Annotated in this window: 20 protein-coding genes and 1 pseudogene; 13 read left to right on the top strand and 8 right to left on the bottom strand. The window is 66.5% G+C overall.

What is annotated here, in order from left to right; genetic code table 11:
• Positions 1-32 precede the first annotated feature (32 nt).
• Positions 33-1,775 (bottom strand): N-acyl-D-amino-acid deacylase family protein, encoded by a 1,743-nt coding sequence (locus tag ACTIEY_RS01605; protein WP_439517396.1) that lies wholly within the window; start codon positions 1,773-1,775, stop codon positions 33-35.
• Between the two features lie 15 nt (positions 1,776-1,790).
• Entirely contained in the window at positions 1,791-3,515 is a 1,725-nt protein-coding gene (locus ACTIEY_RS01600; protein WP_439517395.1) for an N-acyl-D-amino-acid deacylase family protein, read from the bottom strand.
• Positions 3,516-3,727: 212 nt separating this feature from the next.
• Between ACTIEY_RS01600 and ACTIEY_RS01595 the strand changes: the two genes are divergently transcribed.
• Positions 3,728-4,420 carry an SDR family NAD(P)-dependent oxidoreductase gene (locus tag ACTIEY_RS01595; protein ID WP_439517394.1) on the top strand — a complete coding sequence of 231 codons (693 nt, stop codon included), beginning with the start codon at positions 3,728-3,730 and terminating at the stop codon, positions 4,418-4,420.
• Positions 4,421-4,458: 38 nt separating this feature from the next.
• The gene (locus tag ACTIEY_RS01590; RefSeq protein WP_439517393.1) at positions 4,459-5,412 is read left to right on the top strand and encodes an aldo/keto reductase; all 954 of its coding nucleotides are present in this window, start codon (positions 4,459-4,461) and stop codon (positions 5,410-5,412) included.
• On the opposite strand, the gene ACTIEY_RS01585 is transcribed toward ACTIEY_RS01590, so the two are convergent.
• Positions 5,402-6,385 (bottom strand): NADPH:quinone oxidoreductase family protein, encoded by a 984-nt coding sequence (locus ACTIEY_RS01585; RefSeq protein ID WP_439517392.1) that lies wholly within the window; start codon positions 6,383-6,385, stop codon positions 5,402-5,404. The genes ACTIEY_RS01590 and ACTIEY_RS01585 overlap by 11 nt on opposite strands.
• 78 nt (positions 6,386-6,463) lie before the next feature.
• Here ACTIEY_RS01585 and ACTIEY_RS01580 point away from each other — a divergent pair, with 78 nt between their 5' ends.
• The 5 genes and pseudogenes from ACTIEY_RS01580 to gtdA all read left to right on the top strand — a co-directional run bounded on the left by ACTIEY_RS01580 (position 6,464) and on the right by gtdA (position 10,955).
• Positions 6,464-7,171, top strand: a complete 708-nt coding sequence (locus ACTIEY_RS01580) for an EthD domain-containing protein (RefSeq protein WP_439517391.1) — start codon at positions 6,464-6,466, stop codon at positions 7,169-7,171.
• A pseudogene (locus ACTIEY_RS01575) lies at positions 7,165-7,650 on the top strand (NAD(P)-dependent oxidoreductase); the annotation flags it as partial. The gene ACTIEY_RS01580 and the pseudogene ACTIEY_RS01575, both read left to right, overlap by 7 nt.
• A gap of 6 nt (positions 7,651-7,656) precedes the next feature.
• A complete protein-coding gene (locus ACTIEY_RS01570; RefSeq protein ID WP_439518254.1) occupies positions 7,657-8,088 on the top strand; it encodes an NAD-binding protein in 432 nt (143 codons plus the stop codon).
• Positions 8,085-9,839, top strand: coding sequence for an FAD-dependent oxidoreductase (locus ACTIEY_RS01565; protein ID WP_439517390.1), 1,755 nt, complete (start codon positions 8,085-8,087; stop codon positions 9,837-9,839). The genes ACTIEY_RS01570 and ACTIEY_RS01565 overlap by 4 nt, the downstream gene beginning before the upstream one ends.
• Positions 9,840-9,860: 21 nt before the next feature.
• Entirely contained in the window at positions 9,861-10,955 is a 1,095-nt protein-coding gene (gene gtdA / locus ACTIEY_RS01560) for a gentisate 1,2-dioxygenase (RefSeq protein ID WP_439517389.1), read from the top strand.
• A 115-nt stretch (positions 10,956-11,070) separates the two neighbouring features.
• Here gtdA and ACTIEY_RS01555 read toward each other — a convergent pair whose 3' ends face one another.
• On the bottom strand, positions 11,071-12,036 hold the full coding sequence (locus tag ACTIEY_RS01555; RefSeq protein WP_439517388.1) for a Bug family tripartite tricarboxylate transporter substrate binding protein: 966 nt from the start codon (positions 12,034-12,036) through the stop codon (positions 11,071-11,073).
• A 174-nt stretch (positions 12,037-12,210) separates the two neighbouring features.
• Between ACTIEY_RS01555 and ACTIEY_RS01550 the strand changes: the two genes are divergently transcribed.
• Both ACTIEY_RS01550 and ACTIEY_RS01545 read left to right on the top strand, forming a co-directional pair.
• A complete protein-coding gene (locus ACTIEY_RS01550; protein WP_439517387.1) occupies positions 12,211-13,032 on the top strand; it encodes an SDR family NAD(P)-dependent oxidoreductase in 822 nt (273 codons plus the stop codon).
• Positions 13,033-13,039: 7 nt separating this feature from the next.
• Complete coding sequence (locus tag ACTIEY_RS01545; RefSeq protein ID WP_439517386.1) at positions 13,040-13,777, top strand: SDR family NAD(P)-dependent oxidoreductase; 738 nt, start codon at positions 13,040-13,042, stop codon at positions 13,775-13,777.
• 2 nt (positions 13,778-13,779) lie between these two features.
• Here the strand turns inward: ACTIEY_RS01545 and ACTIEY_RS01540 are convergent, their stop codons facing one another.
• Together ACTIEY_RS01540 and ACTIEY_RS01535 are read right to left on the bottom strand one after the other, a co-directional pair.
• Positions 13,780-14,226: a MarR family winged helix-turn-helix transcriptional regulator gene (locus ACTIEY_RS01540; RefSeq protein WP_439517385.1), complete on the bottom strand. Its 447-nt coding sequence runs from the start codon at positions 14,224-14,226 to the stop codon at positions 13,780-13,782.
• A 34-nt stretch (positions 14,227-14,260) separates the two neighbouring features.
• Positions 14,261-15,877: a flavin-containing monooxygenase gene (locus ACTIEY_RS01535; RefSeq protein ID WP_439517384.1), complete on the bottom strand. Its 1,617-nt coding sequence runs from the start codon at positions 15,875-15,877 to the stop codon at positions 14,261-14,263.
• 167 nt (positions 15,878-16,044) lie between these two features.
• Between ACTIEY_RS01535 and ACTIEY_RS01530 the strand changes: the two genes are divergently transcribed.
• Positions 16,045-16,980: an alpha/beta hydrolase fold domain-containing protein gene (locus ACTIEY_RS01530; RefSeq protein WP_439517383.1), complete on the top strand. Its 936-nt coding sequence runs from the start codon at positions 16,045-16,047 to the stop codon at positions 16,978-16,980.
• Positions 16,981-16,995: 15 nt separating this feature from the next.
• Here ACTIEY_RS01530 and ACTIEY_RS01525 read toward each other — a convergent pair whose 3' ends face one another.
• Positions 16,996-17,961, bottom strand: coding sequence for a ketopantoate reductase family protein (locus ACTIEY_RS01525; RefSeq protein WP_439517382.1), 966 nt, complete (start codon positions 17,959-17,961; stop codon positions 16,996-16,998).
• Positions 17,958-18,446: a MarR family winged helix-turn-helix transcriptional regulator gene (locus ACTIEY_RS01520; RefSeq protein ID WP_439517381.1), complete on the bottom strand. Its 489-nt coding sequence runs from the start codon at positions 18,444-18,446 to the stop codon at positions 17,958-17,960. The genes ACTIEY_RS01525 and ACTIEY_RS01520 overlap by 4 nt, the downstream gene beginning before the upstream one ends.
• 152 nt (positions 18,447-18,598) lie before the next feature.
• Between ACTIEY_RS01520 and ACTIEY_RS01515 the strand changes: the two genes are divergently transcribed.
• From ACTIEY_RS01515 to ACTIEY_RS01505, 3 genes are read left to right on the top strand one after another with little or no spacing between them, the layout of a single operon-like run.
• Entirely contained in the window at positions 18,599-19,723 is a 1,125-nt protein-coding gene (locus ACTIEY_RS01515; protein ID WP_439517380.1) for a nitronate monooxygenase, read from the top strand.
• Positions 19,724-19,742: 19 nt separating this feature from the next.
• Positions 19,743-20,537: an enoyl-CoA hydratase-related protein gene (locus ACTIEY_RS01510; protein ID WP_413905481.1), complete on the top strand. Its 795-nt coding sequence runs from the start codon at positions 19,743-19,745 to the stop codon at positions 20,535-20,537.
• Positions 20,522-22,081, top strand: a complete 1,560-nt coding sequence (locus ACTIEY_RS01505) for an acetyl-CoA acetyltransferase (RefSeq protein ID WP_439517379.1) — start codon at positions 20,522-20,524, stop codon at positions 22,079-22,081. Before ACTIEY_RS01510 ends, ACTIEY_RS01505 begins: the two co-directional genes overlap by 16 nt.
• Positions 22,082-22,083 lie beyond the last annotated feature (2 nt).

Raw genomic sequence — 22,083 nt, 5'->3', positions numbered from 1 at the left:
CTGCTGACGGGTTGGAAGAGGGGGAGTGCGTCTCAGGCGCTGGCTTTCTGCGGACCCCGCACCAGGCGCCCCGGCGTGGCACCGGTGGACTCGCCATGGAGGTAGGTGATCTCGCCCGAGAGGATGGTGGCCGTGTAGCCGGTGGCCTTCTGCAACAGTCGCTTGCCACCCGCGGGCAGGTCTTCCACGACGTAAGGGAGGCCGAGCGCGAGGCGATCGAAGTCGATGATGTTGATGTCGGCCTTCATGCCGGGCTTGATCAGTCCGCGATCGTCCAGCCCTACGGTCTTGGCGGGATCGCTGGTGTAGCGGCGCACCAGTTCCTCGACCGGCTGCCGCCCATGGGCGCGGTCGCGGCCCCAGTGCGTGAGCAGGTAGGTGGGAAAGCACGCGTCGGTGATGAAGCCCACATGGGCACCGCCGTCGCCCAGGCCGATCATGGCGTTGGGGTGGGTGAGCATTTCGCGCGTGGGCTCGCACTCGAAATCGTGGAAGCCCGTGAACGTGGCGTAGAGAAAGCCCAGGCCACCATCGGCCAGCAGCATGTCGTAGGCCACCTCGGCGCCGCTGCGGCCTTCGCGGCGTGCGATGTTGGCAATCGAACTCTCGCGCGGTGGTTCGTAGTTGGGCGGGTTGCCCAGCAGGAACATGTGCTCGTACATCTTCTCGAAGCCCATGCGCTCGAACAGTGGAAAGGTGCTTTCCTTGTATGGGTCTTCGCTGAGGATGCGGCGGCGGATCTCAGGATCGCGCATGCGCGCCACCCGCTCTGGCAGCGGCAGGTGGGCGATGCTTCGGTAGGTCGGAGTGCCGGCGAACGGGTTCTGCGTGCCGGTGAGGCCGAACAGCGAACCAATGGGGCGCGGTGCGGTGACGGGGCGGATGCTCAAGCCGTCGGCCGCGGCCTCGTCCGAGAGAGCGAGAAGCTCGCGCCAGACTTCCTTGCGATCGCCGTGGCGCTGGTTGAGCGAGAACACACAGGTGCGGCCCGACTTTTCGACCAGGCGGCGCATCATGCCGAACTCGCCCGCCGGGCTCGGCTGGTCCCAGTCGGAGACGAACTCGAGCTGCCCGTGGCCCGCGTCGGCCAGGCCCATGGCGATCCCGGTGAGCTCGTCTTCCTGCGCGCGCAGCATGGGCGTGGGGTCGCCCGAGGCGCTCTTGTGGCTGATGGTCCGCGAGGTGGTGAATCCGAACGCGCCCGCCCGCATCGCTTCGGCGGTGATCTTTCGCATTTCGGCAATGTCCTCGGGCGTGGCGTTTTCCAGGCGAAGTGCGCGGTCGCCCATCACATAGACGCGCAGCGGGCCGTGGGGCAGCTGGGCGCAGATGTCGGTGTCGCGCGTCTGCGAGTCCAGCACATCGAGGTATTCGCCGAAGCTCTCCCAGTTCCACTGCAGGCCTTCCACCAGACAGGGGCCGGGAATGTCTTCCACACCTTCCATGAGTTCAATCAGTGCGTCGCGATCGGCGGGCCGCACTGGCGCGAAGCCCACGCCGCAGTTGCCCATGACCACGGTGGTCACGCCGTGCCAGGAGCCGGGTGTGAGGAATCGGTCCCAGATCGCCTGGCCGTCGTAGTGCGTGTGGATGTCGACGAAGCCGGGCGTGACGAGTTGGCCTCGGGCGTCGAGTTCCTTGGTGCCTTTTCCCCTGACCTCGCCCACCGCGGCGATCTTGCCGTCCTTGATGGCCACGTCGGCGGCAAACGCGGGCGAGCCGCTGCCGTCGATCACCTGGCCGTTGCGGATGACGAGGTCGAATTCTGGTGTCATGGACATTCCTGCGTTTCAGACGGTGGGTGCGGCCTGCGGTCCCCGCACGAGCCGACCAGGGAGGGCGCCGGTAGCTTCGCCATGGCGGTAGACCGGCGTGCCCGAGACGATGGTGGCGGCGTAGCCGCTGGCGCGTTGCATCAGTCGGCGACCACCTGCGGGCAGGTCGAATTGCATGTGGGGAACCGCCATGCCGAGGGCATCGGGATCGATGACGTTGATGTCGGCCTTCATGCCCGGCGCGATCACGCCGCGGTCGTACAGGCCCACGGCGCGTGCGGTGTCCGAGGTCTGGCGCTTGATGAGCCACGGCAGTTCGAAGCGGCCCGTTTCGCCGGCCCAGTGGCTGAGCACGAAGGTCTGGAAGCTGGCGTCGCACACCAGGCCGACGTGGGCACCGCCATCGCCCAACCCGATCACGGTGTCGGGGTGGGCGATCATGTCGCCGCACGCCTCCAGGCTGCGTCCGGCGTAATTGGCGAATGGCGAATAGAGCATGCCGTGGCCGTCGTCGGCCAACATCAGGTCGTAGGCCACCGCGCCTGGCTCGCGTCCCTCGCGGGCCGCGATGGCGGCAATGGACTTCTCGGGGCCCGGGTCGTACTCGGGGGGATTGCCGAAGCGGAAGATGTTGGTGAACTCCACCAGGCGCATCCCCAGCGGTGTGGTGCCGCTCAGGGGGAGTTCGCGCAACAGTGCATCGCGCAGCGCGGGCTGGCGCATGCGCTTCACCCGATCTTCGAACGACAGGTCGGCCATCGCCTGGTAGGAGGGGCACTCCGAGAACACATTGCGACTGCCCTGCAGGCCCAGCATGATGCCCACCCCGCGGGGCGCCACCTGGGCCAGCATGTGCAGGCCATCCACGTTGGCCTGCCGCGTGAGCTGCAGGATGCGCTCCCAGCCGCGCGGGTTCTTGTGTTTCTGCATGAGCGAGAACGACAGCGGGCGGCCAGAGGCTTCAGTGAGCCGGCGCATCAGGCCGAACTCGCTGTCGACGTCCTCACCATCGAAGTCGGTGATCATCTGGAGCACACCGCGACCCGCGTCCTTCACACCCATGGCGATGGCCATGAGCTCGTCCTCGGACGCCTTGAGCGTGGGGGTGGGCGTTCCCTTGATGGACTTGTGGTTGATCGAGCGCGACGTGGAGAAGCCGATGGCACCCGCGCGCATGGCTTCGGTGGTGAGCGCCCGCATGCGGGCCCGGTCTTCTGCGGTGGCCATCTCCAGCCGCGAGGCGCGCTCGCCCATCACGTACACGCGCAGGGCGGCGTGCGGCAGTTGTGCGCAGAAATCGATGTCGTGCGGCTTGCGATCCAGTGCATCGAGGTAGTCGCCGAAGCTCTCCCATGCCCAGTCCAGGCCTTCCTGCAAGGCCACGCCGGGAATGTCTTCCACGCCCTCCATCAGGTCGATCAGGCGGTCTCGGTCTTGTTGGCGCACCGGCGCAAAGCCCACGCCGCAATTGCCCATGACGGCGGTGGTCACGCCGTGCCAGCTCGACGGGGCGAAGCGCTGGTCCCACACGGCCTGGCCGTCGTAATGCGTGTGGATGTCCACGAAGCCTGGCGCCACCACGTGGTGGCGCGCATCGATTTCTTCCCGGCCGGTGCCATCCACCTTGCCCACCGCCACGATCACGCCGGCGTCCACTGCCACGTCCGCTTCCACCAGCGGGCCGCCAAGGCCATCGGCCACCGCACCGCCGCGAATCACCAGGTCGTGGGTCTTGTTCATGGATTGTCCTTTTGAAGTCTTGTCTCCAGCGAGACGCGATTGTGGATTTGAAGAGTTGTGTTGTCAACCTAATAAGTTGAGTAATCAACACAAGCTGAATCCATTGCGTGGCGTGGCGCCATGAATAATGGCGATCCAGGGCGCGAAGATGGGATGAGCTCCGGCGCAAACCTAAAATGGTAAGACCATAGACTAATTGAATGGAAGACGCAATGCAAACTGTCCTGATCACCGGTGCCTGTGGCAATCTCGGCCGCGCTGTAGCGCAGGCCTTTTCCTCGAACGGTTGGGCCTTGGTCCTGCTGGACCGCGATCAGGCCCTGCTCGCATCGATCTACGGGCCCGAAAACGACCGCCAGCTCAGCGTGGCGGCCAATCTTCTGGATGCAGCGGCAGTGGATGCGGCTGTGCAGCAGGCGCTGAAACGATTCGCGCGCATCGACGTGGTGTGCAACCTCGCCGGTGGCTTCCGCATGGGCGAGGCCGTGCACGAAACCAGTGACAGCACGTGGGACTTCCTCATGGGCCTGAACGCACGCTCGGTGCTGCACACGGCGCGGGCTGTGGTCCCTGCCATGCTCGCGGCCGGTGGCGGACGCATCGTCAACGTGGGTGCGGGCGCAGCTGGCAAGGGTGGCGCGAACATGGGCGCCTATGCCGCCTCCAAGAGCGCCGTCGCGCGCCTGACCGAGTCGATGGCCGCCGAATTGCGCGACAAGGGCATCAACGTCAACTGTGTCCTGCCGAGCATCATCGACACCCCGGAGAACCGCAAGGACATGCCCAAGGCCGATCCCTCGAAATGGGTCTCGCCCCAGTCCCTTGCTGGCGTGATCGCGTTTCTGGCCTCGGATGCGGCCAGGGATATTCACGGCGCGAGCGTGCCGGTCACGGGGCTGAGCTAAGCTGACTTTCCCTCCAAGATTCAAAGAGACGAGCCATCATGATTTCTTCCCGTTCACTCGGCCGTTCTGGCATCCAGGTTGTCCCGCTGGCCTTCGGCGGCAATGTGTTCGGCTGGACGGTGGACGAGGCGCAATCGTTCCGGCTGCTCGACGCCTGGGTCGACGCCGGGTTCAACCTCATCGACACGGCGGACATGTATTCCAACTGGGTTCCGGGCAACCAGGGTGGCGATTCGGAAACCATCATTGGCAACTGGCTCAAGGCCAGCGGCAAGCGCGATCAGGTGGTGATTGCCACCAAGGTGGGCAAGCCCATGGGGCCGGGCAAGCAAGGCCTGAAGCCCGGGTACATCCGGCAAGCGGTGGAGGCTTCGCTCAAGCGCCTGCGCACCGACCGCATCGACCTGTACCAGTCGCACGACGACGATGCCGACACGCCGCTGGAAGACACACTGGGCGCCTTTGCGGACCTCATCCGCGAAGGCAAGGTGCGCGCCATCGGTGCGTCCAACCACACCGGGGCGCGCCTGAAGGAGGCGCTGGACGTGAGCCAGCGCCAGGGGCTGCCCCGTTACGAAACACTGCAGCCGCTCTACAACCTCTACGACCGCGAGGCGTTCGAGTCCGATCTGCTGCCGGTGTGCCAGGCGCACGGTGTGGGCGTGCTCACCTTCTATGCGCTGGCCGCTGGCTTCCTCAGTGGCAAGTACCGCCGACCTGAGGACGCGGCCAAGAGCGCTCGGGGCAAGGGCACTGTGGCCAAGTACCTCAACCCCCGCGGGCTGGCGATTCTGGCGGCACTGGACGAGGTGGCGTTGCGACATGGCAGCACGCCGGCCCAGGTGGCCATTGCGTGGCAGCTCGGCATGCCGGGCATCACGGCGCCCATCGCCAGTGCCACGTCACTCGATCAGCTCAACGACCTGGTGGCGGCCGTGTCGCTCCAGCTCGACGCTGCCGACATGCAGCGGCTCGACCAGGCTAGTCGTTGACGAGCACGACCTTGCCGCTGGTCTGTCGGCTGGTGATGCGCTTGAGTGCGGTCACTGCATCGGCCAGCGGGTAGCTGGCCGAGACCAGCGGCTGGAAGCGGCCTTCCGCGCACCATTGCAGCACCTGCTCCAGGTTGGCGCGTGCTTCGCTCCACCAGCCATCGCGCCAGACGTCGTAGCGCACGCCGATCACGTCGTAGCCTTTCACCAGCGGCATGTTGATCTTGAGCGTGGGAATGCGGCCGGAGGTGAAACCGATCACGAGGTAGCGTCCTCCCCATCCAATGGCGCGCACGGCCTCGTCGAAGGCGTCGCCACCCACCGGGTCGTAGACCACGTCCACGCCTTTGCCGCCAGTGAGTTCCTTCACCTTCAGCCGCCAGTCGGGCTGGGTGTAGTCCACGGCGTGGTCGGCGCCATGTTGCAGGGTGAGTTCGCGCTTCTCGCTGGTGCTGGCGGCGGCGATCACGCGCGCGCCCATGGCCTTGGCCAGGTGCACCGTGGCCAGGCCGACACCGCCCGCCGCGCCGAGCACCAGCACCCATTCGCCGGGGCGCAGGTGGCCGCGCTGCTTGAGCGCGTACAGCGTGGTGCCGTACACCACGGGAACGGCCGCGGCCGACTCGAAGCTCATGCTGGCTGCCAGGGGGAACACGCGTTCCTGCGGCAAGACGATCTCCTCAGCGAAGCCGCCGCCGTCGGCGCTGGACACGCCCATCACCCGGTCGCCGACCTGGAGGTGCGTGACGTTTGCGCCGACTTCGCTCACCACACCCGCCGTTTCGCTGCCGGGGATCCACGGCAGCGGTGGCTTGATCTGGTGCAGACCTTCAGCCTTGAGCGAATCGGGGAAGTTCACGCCCGCCGCCTTGATGCGGACGCGCACCTCGCCAGAAGCCAGGGTTCGCAGGGGCAGGTCGAGGCAGGCCAGTTGATCGACAGGGGCGAATTCGCGGCAAACAATGGCTTTCATGGACATCCTTCAAATGGTCTGTCCATTATATGTATTGGGCGATAATATCTGCCACCAAGACCTTTGGAGATCGACCCGATGAGCCTGAAAACCGTTTGCCTGGCCGCGCTGCGACCCTTGCCCGAAGTCGTCGAAGGCATTGAACGAGCGGCCCGCGACCACCTGCTGGGCCTGGAGGGCTTGCGCCAGGTCGGGCTGGACCGTGTGGTTCGCCATGTGCCGACCGACTACATCGCCAACGACAGGCCCTACGGTGGCGTGGTGGCGCAGGCGGATGACATCGGCGTCGTGCTGGATCTGCAGCTGACGAGCCCCGAGGCCGGTGCGCAGGTGGTGGCGAGCCAGGCTTGGCGGAATTTCCTGTTGGCCATCGCGCCGCTGGCGCGCCCTCTGTTCTCGCTGGACAGCGAGGCCAACGTTCCAGTGCCTTTGCGCGCGGGCTCCGTCCACGGGGGCTTTCGCCGCTGGCTGCTGCTCACGCGCAAGGCGCCCACGGTGGAAGCGTTCCGCGAAGCCTGGTTCGTTCGCCACGCCGACCTGGTGAAGCACCTGCCCAGGCTCGACGGCTACGTGCAGAACCTGGTGAACGCGCGGTACAACGCGCAAGGCGAGCCGGTGACCTACACGGACCTGCCCATCGATGGCATCGCGGAGGTCTGCTATGCGGACGAGGCGGCCATGGTGGAGAGTTATGCGTCTGACGCGCGTTTGCCCTTGCGCGACGATGGCGCCGAGCTCAACGCCCGCGTGAGCACCATCCTCGTCGACGGCAAGGTGATCCGGTGACGGTGGACCGCATCGGTTTCGTGGGTCTGGGCGATATCGGCGCGCCCATGGCGATGCGCATCCTTGATGCGGGCCACGCGCTCATGGTCTACAACCGCACGCCAGGCAAGACGGCACCCTTTGCCGAGAAAGGCGCGAAGGTGGCTGCCAGCCTCAGCGAGCTCGCCGCCGCCTGTGACGTGATCCTCTTCTGCGTGAGCAACGGCGAAGCCGTGGAGCAGGTGGTGTTCGGCCCCGGTGGCCTGGCCGAGGCGGGCCGTGCCGGGCAGGTGCTGGTCGATCTCTCCACCATCCACCCGGTGCACACGCAACAGATGGCCAGGCGCCTGTCCGACGAACGCGGCATCGCGTGGGTGGACGCCCCGGTGTCCGGTGGGCCGGCCGGCGCGCGCCTGGGCACGCTGGCGGTGATGGTGGGTGGGGAAGCCGCGGCGGTGGAGCGCGTGCGCCCGGTGCTCTCTGCTTTCGGGGGACGTATCACCCACATGGGCCCCGTGGGTTGCGGCATGGCCACCAAGGCCTGCAACCAGATGCTCAACTACGGCACCGGTGCGGTGGTGGCCGAAACGCTGAACTTTGCGGCACGCTTCGGCATCGACCCGGCGCTGATCCCGGAGGCGGTGGCAGGCGGCTTCGCCGATTCCAACGTGCTGCGCCACTACGGCCAGCACATGGTGGCGGGCACGTACAGGGGGAACACCCTGACCGCGATGAAGGATATCGACATCATCATGGACCTGGGTCGCCTCACCGGCAGCGCCATGCCGGTGACGGGGCTGGTGGCCTCTTTCTTTCGCATGCAGATTGCACAGGGTTACACCACGGGCGGCCTGCCGACCACCATGCGCATGTACGCACAGGGGCCGCTGAAGGCGGCTGGCCCGAAGGACAACGGAACAAAGGACATGTCTCGATGAACGAGAGCACTCAGTTATTCGACCAGTCGGTCGACGTGGTGGTGATCGGCACCGGTGCGGGCGGCATGGCGGCGGCCGTGACCGCGCGCAAGCTGGGCCTGGATGTGCTGCTGCTGGAAAAAGAAGCGCTGTACGGCGGGACTACAGCAAGATCCGGTGGGGTGCTGTGGGTACCCAACAACCCCATTTCCACCGCGCGACCAGAGCCGGATTCGATGGACGCTGCCCGCACCTACATGCGCTACGAGTGCGGCGAGTTCTACGACGAAGAACGCGTGGAGGCGTTCCTGGCGCATGGCCCGCGCATGGTGGATTTCTTCGTCAAGGAAACCGATGTGCAGCTCATCCCGCTGCCGGAGTACCCCGACTACCACGCCGAGAGCCCAGGGGGCCGGACGGCAGGCCGCTCCATCATGGCCGCACCCATGGACGGGCGCTTGCTCGGCGAGCGCGTGAAGCAGTTGCGCCCGCCGCTCCAGGAGATCACCTTTGTCGGCATGATGTTCAACTCCAGCGCCGAGGTGGGCCACTTCTTCAACGTCACGCGCTCGCTCACCTCCGCCATGTACGTCGCCCGGCGTCTGGTGACGCATGCGTTCGAGATGCTGTTCCACGGTCGAGCCATGCGCCTGACCAACGGCAACGCGCTCGCTGCGCGTCTGGCGAAATCGGCCTTCGACCTGGGCATTCCCCTCTGGCTGGAATCGCCCGCGAGGTCACTCGTTCGCGAAGGAGATCGCGTCACCGGTGTGGTGGTGGGCCGAAAGGACGGCAGCACCGTGCGCGTGCGTGCACGCCGCGGCGTGGTGCTGGCCGCGGGCGGATTTCCGCAGGACATGGCGCGCCGCCAGCAACTCTTTCCGCATGCGCCCACCGGGCATGAGCATCTCTCGCCCGCACCGCCCGGGAACACGGGTGATGGCCTGCGCATGGCCGAATCCGTGGGCGCCCAGGTGGCGACCGACCTGCCCAACGCGGCGGCCTGGATACCCGTGTCGCGTGTGCAGCGCTCCAACGGCGAGACCGGCGTGTTCCCCCATCTGATCGACCGCTACAAGCCCGGCATCGTCGCCGTGAACCGCCGCGGGCAGCGCTTCGCCAACGAGTCGGACTCCTACCACGACGTGGGGATGGCGATGCAGAAGTCGTGCGCGGAAGAGCCCGAGGTGTGCGCCTGGCTCATCGCCGACCACCGCACGATTCGCCGCTACGGCCTGGGTTTCGCCAAACCGTTCCCGCTGCCGCTGGGCGGGCACCTGCGCTCGGGCTATCTGCTGCGCGGGGCCACCTTGAAGGAGCTGGCGGCCCAGGCCGGCATCGACGGGGAGCAACTGCAGAAGACCATCGACGAGTACAACCTGGGCGCAGTGGACGGCAAGGACCTGCAGTTCCGCCGCGGCTGGCGCGTCTACAACCGCTTCCTGGGCGACAAGACACACCAGCCCAATCCCTGTGTGGCACCGGTGGCGCAAGGCCCGTATTACGCGGTGCGAATCGTCATGGGCGACCTGGGCACGTTTGCGGGCGTGCGCACCGACGCACAGGCGCGGGTGCTCGACGGCCAGGGACGGCCCATTGACGGGCTGTTTGCCGCGGGCAACGACAACGCCAGCGTGATGGGCGGCGGCTACCCGGGCGGGGGCATCACGCTCGGCCCGGCCATGACGTTCGGCTTTCTCGCGGCAGAATCGATGGCCGCGGAGGCAAGCCAGCCGCAAGCTGCGGCCGTGTGTCAGCCTGTGGAGGCCTGACCCCCTGCAAGGAGATTCACCATGACCCAGCCGCCCGGCCACCTGCCCGATCTGCGCGACCACTCCGGCGTGGTGCCCACCGTGAACCTGGAGGCCGAGGCCGGGCGCAGTGATTTCTACGCCCGAGCCGCCGAGCATCAGCTGGCACCGCTGTGGCGTGTGCTGCACGGTCTGGTCACAGAAAAACCGGTGCCACGCTGCGTGCCGGCCATCTGGCACTACCGCAATGTGCGGCCCTTCCTGATGGAAGCGTGCGACCAGATATCCACCGAGGAAGCCGAACGCCGCGTGCTGGTGTTCGAGAACCCCGGCCTGCCGGGTCAGTCGCGCATCACGCAGAGCCTGTTCGGTGGTTTCCAGATCGTGCTGCCGGGCGAGATTGCACCGGCGCACCGCCATGTGGCTTCCGCGCTGCGCTTCATCGTCGAAGGCCGCAACGCCTACACCGCGGTGGCGGGCGAGAAGACCATGATGGAGCCTGGCGACTTCGTCATCACGCCGTCCATGGCCTGGCACGACCACGGCAACGAGGGCGATGGCCCGATGGTGTGGCTCGACGGGCTGGACATGCACATCGTCAACCTGCTGGGTGCGAGCTTTCGCGAAGGCCACCCGGGCAAGGTGCAGCCGCTGGACCGGCCCGAGGGCGCGGCCATGGCCGAGGCCGGCACCAACATGCTGCCGGTGGACCACGACTTCGGCAGGACGCTCACCTCACCGATCTTCAACTACCCCTACGCCCGCACGCGCGAAGCCCTGGACCGCCTGGCACGGTTTCGCGAGATCAACGCCTGGCACGGTCACAAGATGCGCTACGTCAACCCCGTCAACGGCGACTGGGCCATGCCCACCATGGCCACCTGCATGCAACTGCTGCCCAAAGGCTTCGAGACCCGGCCCTACCGCAGCACCGACAGCACGGTCTTCACCGTGGTTGAAGGCCGGGGCAGCACCACGGTGGAAGGCAAGACCCTGCACTGGGAACCGCACGACGTGTTCGTGGTGCCCAGCTGGCAGCAGGTCACCCACACGGCCAGCGAAGACGCCGTGCTGTTCACTTATTCGGACCGGGCCGTGCAGGAGAAGCTGGGCCTGCTCAGAGAAGAGCAGCTTTAGGCGAGAAGCAGCGCAGACCAGAAACACCGCGGAACCGGCTTTGCCGGGCCGCTGGTGTTGCCCCCTTGAGGGGGTGACGCGCCCCAAGGCGCGGCGCGGGGGTGGGCCAATCCCGTCAATCCATGCTGATGTTGTTCTCTTTCACGACTTTGCCCCACAAGGCATGGTCCTTCTTCAGGATGTCGCCCAGCGCCTGCGTCCCGCTCTGCGGCACCACGTTCACACCCCGGATCTTCTCCTGCACGTCCGGCATGGCCACCACCTGCGCCACCGCATCGGCCACCCGCGCGATGATGGCTTGCGGCGTGCCGGTGCGCGCCACCAGGCCGAACCAGGTCTCCGTGTCGTAGCCGGGGACCACTTCGCCGATGCTGGGCACATCCGGCAGCAGCGGGCTGCGCTTCGCGCTGGACACGCCCAGCACGCGCATCTTGCCTTCAGCCACAAAGCCGCGCGTGGCCGAAGAAGGCGTCGACAGCATGTATTTGGTCTGGCCCGCCAGCAAGGCCTGCGCCGCCGGGCCTGCACCGGGGTAGGGCACCATCACCATGCTCTTGATGCCGGCCGCACTGTGGAACGCTTCCATCGCCAACTGGCCCACGCCGCCCAGTGCGGCTGCACCCCACTCGAGCTTGCCCGGGTTGGCGCGTGCGTAGTCGACGAAGTCCTTGAGCGTGCCGGGTGTTGATGGGTGCGTCATCAGCACCATGGGCGAGGTGCCGATGAGCGAGACCGGCACGAAGTCCTTCATGGCGTCGTACAGCGGCTTGCGCTGCACCAGCGGCACGGTCACCAGGCCGCTGCCATGCAGCAGGAAGGTGTAGCCATCGGCAGGTTGCGTGGCGACATATTGCGAAGCAATGGCGCCACCCGCGCCCGCCTTGTATTCCATGATGACCGGCTGGCCCAGCAGCTTGGACAAAGGCTCCTGAAGGTGGCGGCCAAGCACGTCGTTGGTGCCACCGGCGGCGGCCGGCACGATGAAGCGGATCGGCTTGCTGGGCCAGGCGTCCTGCGCGAGGGCGGTGGTGCCCACGAGCGTGAGCGCGAGGGATGCGAGAAGGGTGCGGCGGTGCAGCATGGTCTTGTCTCCGGTGGGTGAGGGCGCTTGTGGTCCAAATTGGTCCATAGGCCTATAGGACAGACCAATGGAACTCGATAGGCATAATAGCGATGCGTCTTCGTGGGCGCGTGAGTAGAACCCCTCATTCGCCCCCGTGCAGGTGCCCTGCACAGCGGCTTTCAGGAGAACCCCTTGACTGCAAAGACGACTTCCTCCAGTTCCCCCGAACGCGTGGCCGTGGTGACCGGTGCCGGCGATGGCATTGGCTGGGCCACCGCGCAGCGGCTCTCGCAGGATTTCGCGCACGTGGTGGTTGCCGACGTGCGCGCCGATGCGGCTGCGAAGCGGGCCACCGAACTCGGCACGGGCCACCTGGGCCTGGCCTGCGACGTGACCTCCGAGGCCGAGGTGGTGGCCCTGATGCAGCAGGTGCACCAGCGCTTTGGTCGCATCGACGTGCTCGTGAACAATGCCGGCATCGGCGAGCAGACGGTGATGACACTCGAGCAGACGGTGGACGCCTTCGACCGCATCCTCGCGGTGCACCTGCGCGGCACCTTCCTCGCCAGCCGGGAAGCGGGGCGCATCTTCGTGCGGCAGCAGTCCGGCGCCATCGTCAACATCAGTTCCATCGCGGGCATGCAGGGGCATCCTGGTCGCAACGCCTACGGCGCAGCGAAGGCAGGCATTGCCACCATGACGGCGGCCATGGCCAGCGAATGGGCGCGCGACGGGATCCGCGTCAACGCGGTGGCGCCCGGCTATGTGCTGACCGACCTGGTGAAGGAGCTTGCCGCCAAGGGTGCACTCAACCTGGCCGATCTCGAAAGCTGCACTCCCATGGGCCGCACGGCGCGACCGGAGGAGATTGCCGAAGCCATCGCCTTCCTGGCGTCCGATCGCGCCAGTTTCATCACCGGTGTCACGCTGCCCGTGGACGGTGGCTGGTCATCGTTCGGCGCGCCCCCGGCCAAGCTGGGCACGGTGGCCGAGAAACGCGTGCTGCCGAGGTGAGCGCCGCATGAACGAATTCGAAGGTCGGTGCGTGCTGGTCACCGGCGGTGCTGGCGATATTGGCCGGGCCACAGCTCGCGCCTTCCTGCATTGGGGCGCCCGCGTTCATCTGGTGGACATCGATGGCGAGCGCCTGGCGCAGGCACAGCAGGCGCTCGGAGCGATGGGCGACGTGACCGCGCACCCATCCGCCCTGGCCTCGCCTGCGGAATGTCGTCTGGCGTTCGATTCGTGCGGCCAGGCCGTGCACGCACTGGTGCACATGGCCGGCGTGTTCGAGCCGGACCCCCTGCATGCAGACGACCGCAGCGTGTGGGAGCGCGCCATCGGCAGCAACCTCACCAATGCCTACGACATGGCCATCGCCTTTCGAGCCCAGCACACGCCAGGGCCCGTGGCCGGGCGCATCGTGCTGTGCAGCTCGCGCGCCTTCCAGCGCGGCGCGCCCGGTCGTGCCGCCTACACGGCGGCCAAGGGCGGCATCGTTGGCCTCACGCGCACCTTTTCCCGCGAATTCGCGCCCCATATTCTGGTGAATGCCGTGGCACCGGGCCTCATCGAGACGCGCATGACCACCGACGTGATCGCCCGTTTCGGTGACCAGCGCATGGCGGAGATCCCGCTGGGCCGGTACGGCACGCCCGATGACATCGCCGGCGTGGTGAGGTTTCTCTGCGGGCCAGACTCGGCCTACATGACCGGGCAACTGATCACGGTCGACGGCGGGGTGTTGAACTCGTCCTGAGTTCAGTCCTTGCCCACCTCACGCACCGCATCCAGATTCGCCAGCATGCGGTTGAGGTAGCCGATCAGTGCGTCGCGCTCGTGGGGGCTGAAGCCACTCAGCAGGGCCTCTTCCCGCGCGGTGGCAAGGCGGATGATGCGGTCGTGCTGCTTCCTGCCGGCGGGCGTGGTGGCGTACTCGACCTTGCGCAGGCCGAGCGGGCGCGACTTGAGGAAGCCGCGCTCCTGCAGCAGGGCCACGCTCCGGCTCACGGCGGCCTTGTCCAGTCCCATGAGGTCGCAGGCAGCGGAGGCGGTGGTCCAGGGATAGATCTCGAAGTAGGACAGCACCCGCCAGTCGGCCACACCCAGGTCGAAGCGGGCCCGGTACAGGCTGGACGCGCTGCTGGACATCTTGTTGGACAGCCAGAGCAGGAGGCCGGGCACGTAACGATCAAGATCGAGTTTCATGCCCCGAATGGTAGTGGTTGGAACACCACCGCAATCAGGCCTGGGCGAATCCTTCGTAGTTTTTTTCCGCCACGCCTTCGATGATGCGGCGGTAGGCCGGCACCCCCGCCACGTAGGGCATGAACACCCGCGGCTTGCCCGGCATGTTGGCGCCCAGGTACCACGAATTGCCCACCGGGTAGAGGGTCTGGTTGGCCACCTCGTTGACGTGGTCCACCCACTGGTCTTCGTGCGCCTGTTCGGCCTCGATGCGGCGGGTGCCCCGGGACCGGCTGTGCTCGATGAAGTTCGAGATCCAGTCGACGTGTGTTTCGATGGAGTGCACCACGTTGCTGAGCACCGACGGGCTGCCCGGGCCGGCGATGACGAACAGGTTGGGGAAACCGGCGATGGACACCCCGAGGTAGGTGCGGGGGCCCGCCGCCCACTTCTCGCGCAGCGACTGGCCTCCCGTGCCCCGGATGTCCATGGCCAGCAGCGCGCCGGTCATGGCGTCGAAGCCGGTGGCGAACACGATGGCGTCAAGCTCGTGGTGGCCTTGCGTGGTGCGCAGTCCCGTGGGCGTGATCTCGGTGATGGGATGGGCCTTCACATCCACCAGGTCCACGTTGTCGCGGTTGAAGGTCTCGTAGTAATGGGTATCGACGCACAGTCGCTTGGTGCCGAAGGGCAGGTCTGGCTTGGGGCAGAGGATCTCTGCCTTGACCGGGTCCTTCACCGTGGCGCGGATCTTTCCGCGCACGAAGTCGCCCGCGTACTGGTTGGCAATGGGGTTGCGCATGAGGTCGTTGAACGCGCGCAGCATGCGGAACCCACCGCCCGCGCCGCGCCAGCGGAACTCGAATTCCTTGAGCCGATCTTCGTCGCTCACCTCCAGGGCGCTCTTGTCGTTGGCGCTGAGGAACTGGCCGGTGACGGCTTCGCGACCCAGGGCTCGCCGTTCGGCGTAGTGAGCCTTCACGTGAGCGAGCGTGGCTTCGGTGAGCGGTTCGTTCTGCGCGGGAACGCTGAAGTTGGCCGTGCGCTGAAAGACGGTGAGGTGGGCCGCCTGCTCGGCAATCACCGGCGTCATCTGCACACCGCTGGAGCCGGTGCCGATCAGGCCCACGCGCTTGCCGGCGAAGTCCACGCCTTCGCGTGGCCAGTTGGCGCTGTGGTACCAATCACCCTTGAAGGTTTCCAGGCCCTTGAAGTCTGGCGGTTGCGGGATCGACAGGCAGCCCGTGGCCATGATGAGGTACTGGCCATCGAAACGCTCACCTGCTTCGGTGATCACAGTCCAGCGCGCGCTGGCGTCGTCAAAGTTTGCGCTGGCCACGCGCGTTTCCAGCTGGATGTCCTTGCGCAGGTCGAATCGGTCGGCCACGTGGTTGATGTAGCGCAGGATCTCGGCCTGCGGCGCATAGCGCTCGCTCCAGTTCCATTCCTGCTGCAACTCTTCACTGAAGGAATAGGAATAGTCCAGGCTCTCGACGTCGCAACGCGCGCCGGGATAGCGGTTCCAGTACCAGGTGCCGCCCACGCCGTCACCGGCTTCGAGCAGCTTCACCGACAGGCCCATGCGGCGGGCGCGGTACAGCTGGTACAGGCCGGCGAAGCCGGCGCCAACAATGATCATGTCCACCGGCGCGGTGGTCTTTTGGGGGGTCATGGATGTGCTCCTCGGGTCTCGGGTGGGGCGGGCGTTGAAGAACCCGCTGTCCAGAACGATTTTGCGCCGTCTGGTGTTGTGTTGTCAACCTAATAGGTTGACCTCACAACAGTTCAGACGTCTAATGCGCCGCAGCAAGCCCGCAACCCGAGAGGAGACACGAACCGATGGACAAGGAAATCGAGACCCTGCTGGAGATGGTCAAGTCGGCCAACCGCAGGCCCTTCTGGCAGAGTACGCCACAGGAAGCGCGCAGCGGACCCATGCTCATGGCCCTGCTCTTTGGCGAGGCGCCGTCCGTCGAGCGCGACGAGAGCTTCACCATCCCTTCCTCCGGCGGTTTCGACCTGCCCGTGCGGCTGTACGTACCGTCCAAGGCGCCCAAAGGCCTGATCGTCTACTTCCATGGCGGCGGCTGGGTCATTGGCACCGTGGCGGGTTACCACCCGTTCACCGCCACCCTGGCGAACCGCACCGGTTGCGCTGTGCTCTCCGTGGACTACCGGCTCGCACCCGAACACGCGTTTCCCCTGCCGGTGGACGACGCGCTGGCCGCCGTCCGCTGGGCTGCCTCCCCGGCGGCGGCAAAGGCCATCGGCCTCGAGCCGCCCGTGCTGGTGGCCATGGGCGACAGCGCAGGGGGCAACCTCGCCACCGTGGCATCGCGCCTGCACAATGCCTCGTCGCCTGCTCGCCGGGTGGACCTTCAGGTGCTGGCCTACCCCGTGACGGACCACCGCTTCGACACGGGGAGCTACGCCGAGTTTGCCGAAGGCAACCTGCTCACCCGCAACGACATGAAGTGGTTCTGGGATCACTACTGCCCGGACACGTCGAAGCGCTCGCACCCCGATGCCTCGCCGATGCAGGCCCAGGACCTGTCTGATTCGCCCGCCGCCCTCATCGTCACCGCGGGGCGGGACCCGCTGCGCGACGAAGGCGAAGCCTATGGCCAGCGCCTCAAGGATGCAGGCGTGCCCACGGAAGTGGTGCGGGGAGAAGGCCTGGTGCATGGCTTCCTGGCCATGATCAACTACGCGCCCAGTGCGGGCCGTGCGTTCGAGAAGATGGTGGCGGCGATCGGGCGCGTCAACGCGGGCTGAGCGGCGTACAAGGGGTCACGGGCCCCTGGTCTTGAGTGCTGCCAGCGTCACCAGAAGGTCCAGCGTGGGGGTGGACACGCCGTGCTCGCGTGCCATGCGAAGGGGCGCGAGAAACATGCTTTCGATTTCGATCTGGCGGCCGGCAGCCGCGTCCTGCGCGATGCTGGGCACATGGGGTGAACTCTTCGCGAAGGCCATCTGAGCGGCAAAGTCGATCTCTGCACGACTTCCCACGGCCATGGCAATGGCAGCCACTTCCGCCTGGATGCGAAAGCGAGCGTCCACCAGCACCTGCTCGGCAAACAGATCCCGGATCGGAACCGGCACCAGCACGCCCATGGGACCTGAACCCAGGTTGAGCGCGAGCTTGGTCCAGATGGCGTCGCGGATGGTGGGGGTGGTCTCGACCGGAAAGCCCGCCTGCCGCAGCGCCTGAGCGGCCTCGCTCAGGCGGGGGGTCTCCTGTCCGCCGGGCTCGCCCAGCGTGAGAGCGCGGTTGCCGCCCTTGACTTCGATGAGGCCGGGAGACAGCACCGTGCAAGCGCTCGAGGTGACGCCACCGATCACGCGTTGGGGACCAATCCGTTGCCAGAGCGCACCCACCGGATCGAGCTGGGGCAGCCGCTGGCCGTCGCGCGCGCCACCCACACCATGGTGGTACCACCAGGGAATGCCGTTTTGCAGGAACACCACCGGCGTGTCTGGTCCCAGGAGTGGCGCGATGGCCTCGGCGGCCGCGGGCACAGCGTAGGACTTGAGCGTGACCAGCACGAGGTCCTGGGCACCGAGATCGCGCGCGTCGTCGCTGGCCTTGACCTCGGCCGTGATTTCACCGGTGTCGGTTCGCAGCGTCAGGCCCGAGCGGCGCACCGCATCCAGTGTGGCGCCGCGCACCACCACGCTGACGTCCGCGCCTGAGCGGGCCAGGAGGGCTGCGAAGTGGCCGCCGGTGGCGCCTGCGCCGAACACGGCAATCTTCATGGTGGCGTGACCTTCTGCTCCGGATCGAGGGCATCGAGGTGCTCGCGATCGGCGTGCAACTCGATCAGCTTGTCGAGAAGCAGCAGCAGTTGCTTGCGCTCGGCACGCGGCAGCGGCTCCAGCACGGCTTCTCGGGTCTCGCGGGCCGCAACGCTGGCTTCGCGCAGCACCTTCTCTCCTTCTCGGGTGAGGTGCAATGTTCGCGCCCTCCTGTCGCTCGGATGCGGCCTGCGCTCGATCAGCGCCTTGGCCTCGAGACGGTCGATCACGCCCGTGAGCGTGGCTTTGTCGAACTTGATCAAGGCCGAGAGCCGGGTGGCGTCGAGACCGGGGTGCTCGTGAATGCCCACGAGCGAGGCGAACTGCACCGTGGTGAGGTTGTGGGTGGCGAGCTGTTCGGTGGCAATGGCTACCGACAACTGGAACGCCCGGCGAAAAAGGTAGCCGGGCGCCTGGCGCAGGTCCTTGACGGAGAGGATGGGCATGGTCGCAGTGTAGAGGTGCTTTTTCGTGGCGACGCAGCGGCGCGATGGGCTGCACCGGGGTCTTGGCAAATTCTATTTGAATAGATATAGTATGTATACGAACAACATTCGCCATGCCTCCGCCCGTGAGGTGTGCACCGCTGGAGACAAGCTTGCAAACCCCCATCTGCGAACGCCTCGGTTGCGAGGTGCCCATCTTTGCGTTTTCCCACTGCCGGGACGTGGTCGTGGAGGCCACCCGCGCTGGTGGCTTCGGCGTGCTCGGTGCAGTGAGTTTTTCGCCCGAGCAGCTCGAACGCGAACTCAAGTGGATCGACGAGCACGTGGACGGAAAACCCTATGGCGTGGACGTCCTGATTCCTTCCAACTACGACAAGGCGGCCGAAGCGGGAGACCAGCCGGTGCAGGACATGCTGCCGGACGAGCAGCGCCAGTTCATGGAAGACCTGCTTGCCCGCGAAGGCGTCCCCGAACTCAGTCCTGACGATACGAAGGCCGCGCGTGAAGACCTGAGTGGCCGAGGCCGCAACTCCACCCCCGCCGGAGCGCGAAAGCTCATCGACGTGGCGCTCCGTCACCCGCAGGTGAAGCTCGTCGTGAGTGCGCTGGGCACCCCGCCCAAGGCCCTGGTGGATGAACTGCACGCCCGCGGCATCCTCGTGGGATCGCTCTGCGGCAAGCCCGAGCACGCGGTGGACCAACGCGAGGCGGGGGTCGACATCATCGTGGCGCAGGGAACGGAAGCCGGAGGCCACACAGGGCAGATCTCCACCCTGGTGCTGGTGCCGCAGGTGGTGGACGTGGTGAACCCTGGCATGGCGGTCCTTGCGGCCGGCGGCATCAGCCGCGGCAGCCAGATCGCGGCGGCTTTCGCGCTCGGCGCTCAGGGCGTGTGGATGGGCACGGTGTGGCTGGGCACGCGCGAGAGCGAGCTCACGCCGATGGAGAAGGACGTGCTCTTCAAGGCCCGTACGGAGGACGCCGTGCAGCGCAAATACCAGACCGGCAAGACCGTTCGCATGATCCGCAGCAAAGCGTCGGAAGCCTGGGAGAAGCCAGGTGCGCCAAAACACTTGCCACCGCCGCTGCAGAACGTGCTCTACCACAGCGCGCGCATCCGGATCGAGAAGGCGCGCCGCGCCGACCTGTGTTCTTTTCCCGCCGGTCAGGTGGTGGGGACGATGCGCGAAGAGACATCTGTGCGCCAGGTGATGGCCGACCTGATGAACGAATACGCGGAGACCGCTGAACGGCTGTCTCCCCTGATCAACCTTTGAGCCTTGCAACGAAAAGACCATGAGTCACATCGAATCCAGAGAATTCTGCACCGTCGAGAGAGACGGCCATCTCACTATCGTCACGATCAACCGACCCGACGTGATGAACTCCACCCACTTCGAGGCCGACGAGGAGCTGCACGAGGTCTGGAATGAATTTGCCGCCGACGACGAGCAGTGGGTCGGCATCATCACCGGAGCGGGCGACAAGGCATTCAGCACCGGCAACGACCTGAAGATGCACGCCCAGCGCGGCGTGCGCCATTTTCCGCCGACCGGTTTCGCGGGCCTGACCACCCGCTTCGATCTGGACAAACCGGTGATCGCGGCGGTCAACGGCATTGCCATGGGAGGCGGCTTTGAACTGGCGCTGGCTTGCGATCTGGTCATCGCCGCAGAAAACGCGTTCTTCGCATTGTCGGAACCACGTGTGGGCCTCGCGGCCCTGGCCGGGGGTGTGCAGTATCTGCCACGGGCCATTGGGTTGCCGCGCGCCATGGGCATCCTGCTCACCGGGCGGCGTGTGCCTGCCGCCGAGGGGTACGAACTTGGGTTCGTGACGGCACTGGCCCCGGCGGGTGGTGCGCTTGCCGAGGCACGCAAGTGGGCCGACCAGATGCTGGAGTGTTCGCCGCTGTCCTTGCGAGCCACCAAGGAAGTCGCTCGCAAGACCATGCTCGGCGACGACTTTGAAACCAAACTCATGGCCGCGCGTGAGTTCCCCGCCGCCCAGCGACTGCGCGCCAGCGAGGACTACAAGGAGGGCCCTCGCGCCTTTGCCGAAAAACGCAAACCCCAATGGAAGAACCGATGATGCTGGACAAGACCCGCGTTCCCGTCATCGTCGGCGTCGGCCAGGTGACCGACACCACCTCACCACCCGAGTCGGCGCGTTCGCCGTTGCAGCTGATGCTGGACGCGGCACGACTCGCTGCCGCCGACAGCGGCGCCGGAGAAGCGCTGTGGAGTGCGCTCGATTCGATCACCGTCATCCGTCTGTTTGCCGATACGGTGCCGCGCTTTGCATCACCCTTTGGCAAGCTGGTCAACCCGCCCTGGTCCGTGGCCCGGCGCCTGGGTGCACAGCACGCCGTCGACCTGGTTTACCCCCCACAGGGTGGCGATTCCCCGCAGGTGCTGCTCGCTCGCGCGTGTGAGCGCATCGCGCGCGGCGAATCACAGGCGGCGTTGATCGTGGGCGGCGAGGCGCTTCGCACGGAGCTCTCGGCCAAGCGCGCGGGCCTGGCGCTGCAGTGGGGTGAAGACGCCCCCACGTTGCCCGATGGGCTGGGAGGCGTGAAGGACATGTACACCGCGGAGGAAGAGGCGCACGGCATGCGCTCGGCGATTGCGATGTACGCACTCATCGGACAGGCGTTGCGCGGCGCCGCAGGACAGACGGTCGATGCGTACCGCGAAGCCAGTGCACGCCTGTTTGCAGGCCTTGCCGCGGTGGCCAAGGCCAATCCGCTGGCCACGCGCCGGGCGGGCTACAGCGCAGAAGCCATCTCCACACTCACGCAGGACAACCCCTACGTGGGCTTCCCTTTCACCAAGCTGATGACGGCCAGCGCCTTCATCGACCAGTCCGCCGCGTTTGTCGTGGTGTCCGAGGCGCGCGCCGACGATCTGGGTGTTCCCCAAGACAGGCGCGTGTACCTGCATGGCAGCGCCGCCGCGCACGACGAATGGTTCGTCAGCGAGCGTCCACGCCTGGACGAGTCGCCCGCCATGCGCCTCTGCGCGCAGCATGCGCTGGCCCAGGCGGGGCGCTCACTCGCAGAGGTGTCCCATCTCGACATCTACAGCTGCTTTCCCTCAGCGGTACAGATCGCCTGCAAGGAGCTGGGCCTGTCGCCTGAGGATCCTCGAGGGCTGACCGTGACGGGGGGGTTGCCGTACTTTGGGGGCCCGGGCAACAACTACGTGACGCACGCCATCGCCGAGATGGTCCAGCGAGTGCGCGGCGAGCCAGGCTCCTTTGGTCTGGTGATGGCCAACGGCGGCCTGGTGACCAAGGAAGCCGTGGGTATCTACTCCACCTTGCGGCCCGAAACGCCATTCGTGCGCGAGAGCGCCTCGCTGATCCAGGATCAGATCGACCGCATGCCGAAACAGGAGCTCGATCACGAGCCGCGAGGCGAGGCGGTGATCGAGACCTATGCCGTGCTGCACGGCAAGTCGGGACCCGAGCGTTGTGTGCTGTTCGGCAAGCTGGTGTCGACGGGCGCGCGATTCCTGGCCAACACGCCTGGCGATGCACAGACACTGGCCACGATGCAGTCGAGCGAAGGTTTGGGCCTGCGCGGACACGTGTCCCGTGAGGGCGACATCAACGTGTTTGTCCCCGCCTCCTAGCT

The sequence above is a fragment of the Hydrogenophaga sp. genome (assembly GCF_051858985.1).
Classification (GTDB): domain Bacteria; phylum Pseudomonadota; class Gammaproteobacteria; order Burkholderiales; family Burkholderiaceae_C; genus Hydrogenophaga.
The sequence above is the reverse complement of the archived record's forward strand: the minus strand, read 5'-3'. Positions and strand labels throughout refer to the sequence as shown.

Coding starts and splice junctions, on each gene's coding strand:
- ACTIEY_RS01605 (WP_439517396.1), bottom strand. CDS start 1,775: ATGACACCAGAATTCGACCTCGTCATCCGCAACGGCCAGGTGATCGAC.
- ACTIEY_RS01600 (WP_439517395.1), bottom strand. CDS start 3,515: ATGAACAAGACCCACGACCTGGTGATTCGCGGCGGTGCGGTGGCCGAT.
- ACTIEY_RS01595 (WP_439517394.1), top strand. CDS start 3,728: ATGCAAACTGTCCTGATCACCGGTGCCTGTGGCAATCTCGGCCGCGCT.
- ACTIEY_RS01590 (WP_439517393.1), top strand. CDS start 4,459: ATGATTTCTTCCCGTTCACTCGGCCGTTCTGGCATCCAGGTTGTCCCG.
- ACTIEY_RS01585 (WP_439517392.1), bottom strand. CDS start 6,385: ATGAAAGCCATTGTTTGCCGCGAATTCGCCCCTGTCGATCAACTGGCC.
- ACTIEY_RS01580 (WP_439517391.1), top strand. CDS start 6,464: ATGAGCCTGAAAACCGTTTGCCTGGCCGCGCTGCGACCCTTGCCCGAA.
- ACTIEY_RS01570 (WP_439518254.1), top strand. CDS start 7,657: ATGGGCCCCGTGGGTTGCGGCATGGCCACCAAGGCCTGCAACCAGATG.
- ACTIEY_RS01565 (WP_439517390.1), top strand. CDS start 8,085: ATGAACGAGAGCACTCAGTTATTCGACCAGTCGGTCGACGTGGTGGTG.
- gtdA (WP_439517389.1), top strand. CDS start 9,861: ATGACCCAGCCGCCCGGCCACCTGCCCGATCTGCGCGACCACTCCGGC.
- ACTIEY_RS01555 (WP_439517388.1), bottom strand. CDS start 12,036: ATGCTGCACCGCCGCACCCTTCTCGCATCCCTCGCGCTCACGCTCGTG.
- ACTIEY_RS01545 (WP_439517386.1), top strand. CDS start 13,040: ATGAACGAATTCGAAGGTCGGTGCGTGCTGGTCACCGGCGGTGCTGGC.
- ACTIEY_RS01540 (WP_439517385.1), bottom strand. CDS start 14,226: ATGAAACTCGATCTTGATCGTTACGTGCCCGGCCTCCTGCTCTGGCTG.
- ACTIEY_RS01535 (WP_439517384.1), bottom strand. CDS start 15,877: ATGACCCCCCAAAAGACCACCGCGCCGGTGGACATGATCATTGTTGGC.
- ACTIEY_RS01530 (WP_439517383.1), top strand. CDS start 16,045: ATGGACAAGGAAATCGAGACCCTGCTGGAGATGGTCAAGTCGGCCAAC.
- ACTIEY_RS01525 (WP_439517382.1), bottom strand. CDS start 17,961: ATGAAGATTGCCGTGTTCGGCGCAGGCGCCACCGGCGGCCACTTCGCA.
- ACTIEY_RS01520 (WP_439517381.1), bottom strand. CDS start 18,446: ATGCCCATCCTCTCCGTCAAGGACCTGCGCCAGGCGCCCGGCTACCTT.
- ACTIEY_RS01510 (WP_413905481.1), top strand. CDS start 19,743: ATGAGTCACATCGAATCCAGAGAATTCTGCACCGTCGAGAGAGACGGC.
- ACTIEY_RS01505 (WP_439517379.1), top strand. CDS start 20,522: ATGGAAGAACCGATGATGCTGGACAAGACCCGCGTTCCCGTCATCGTC.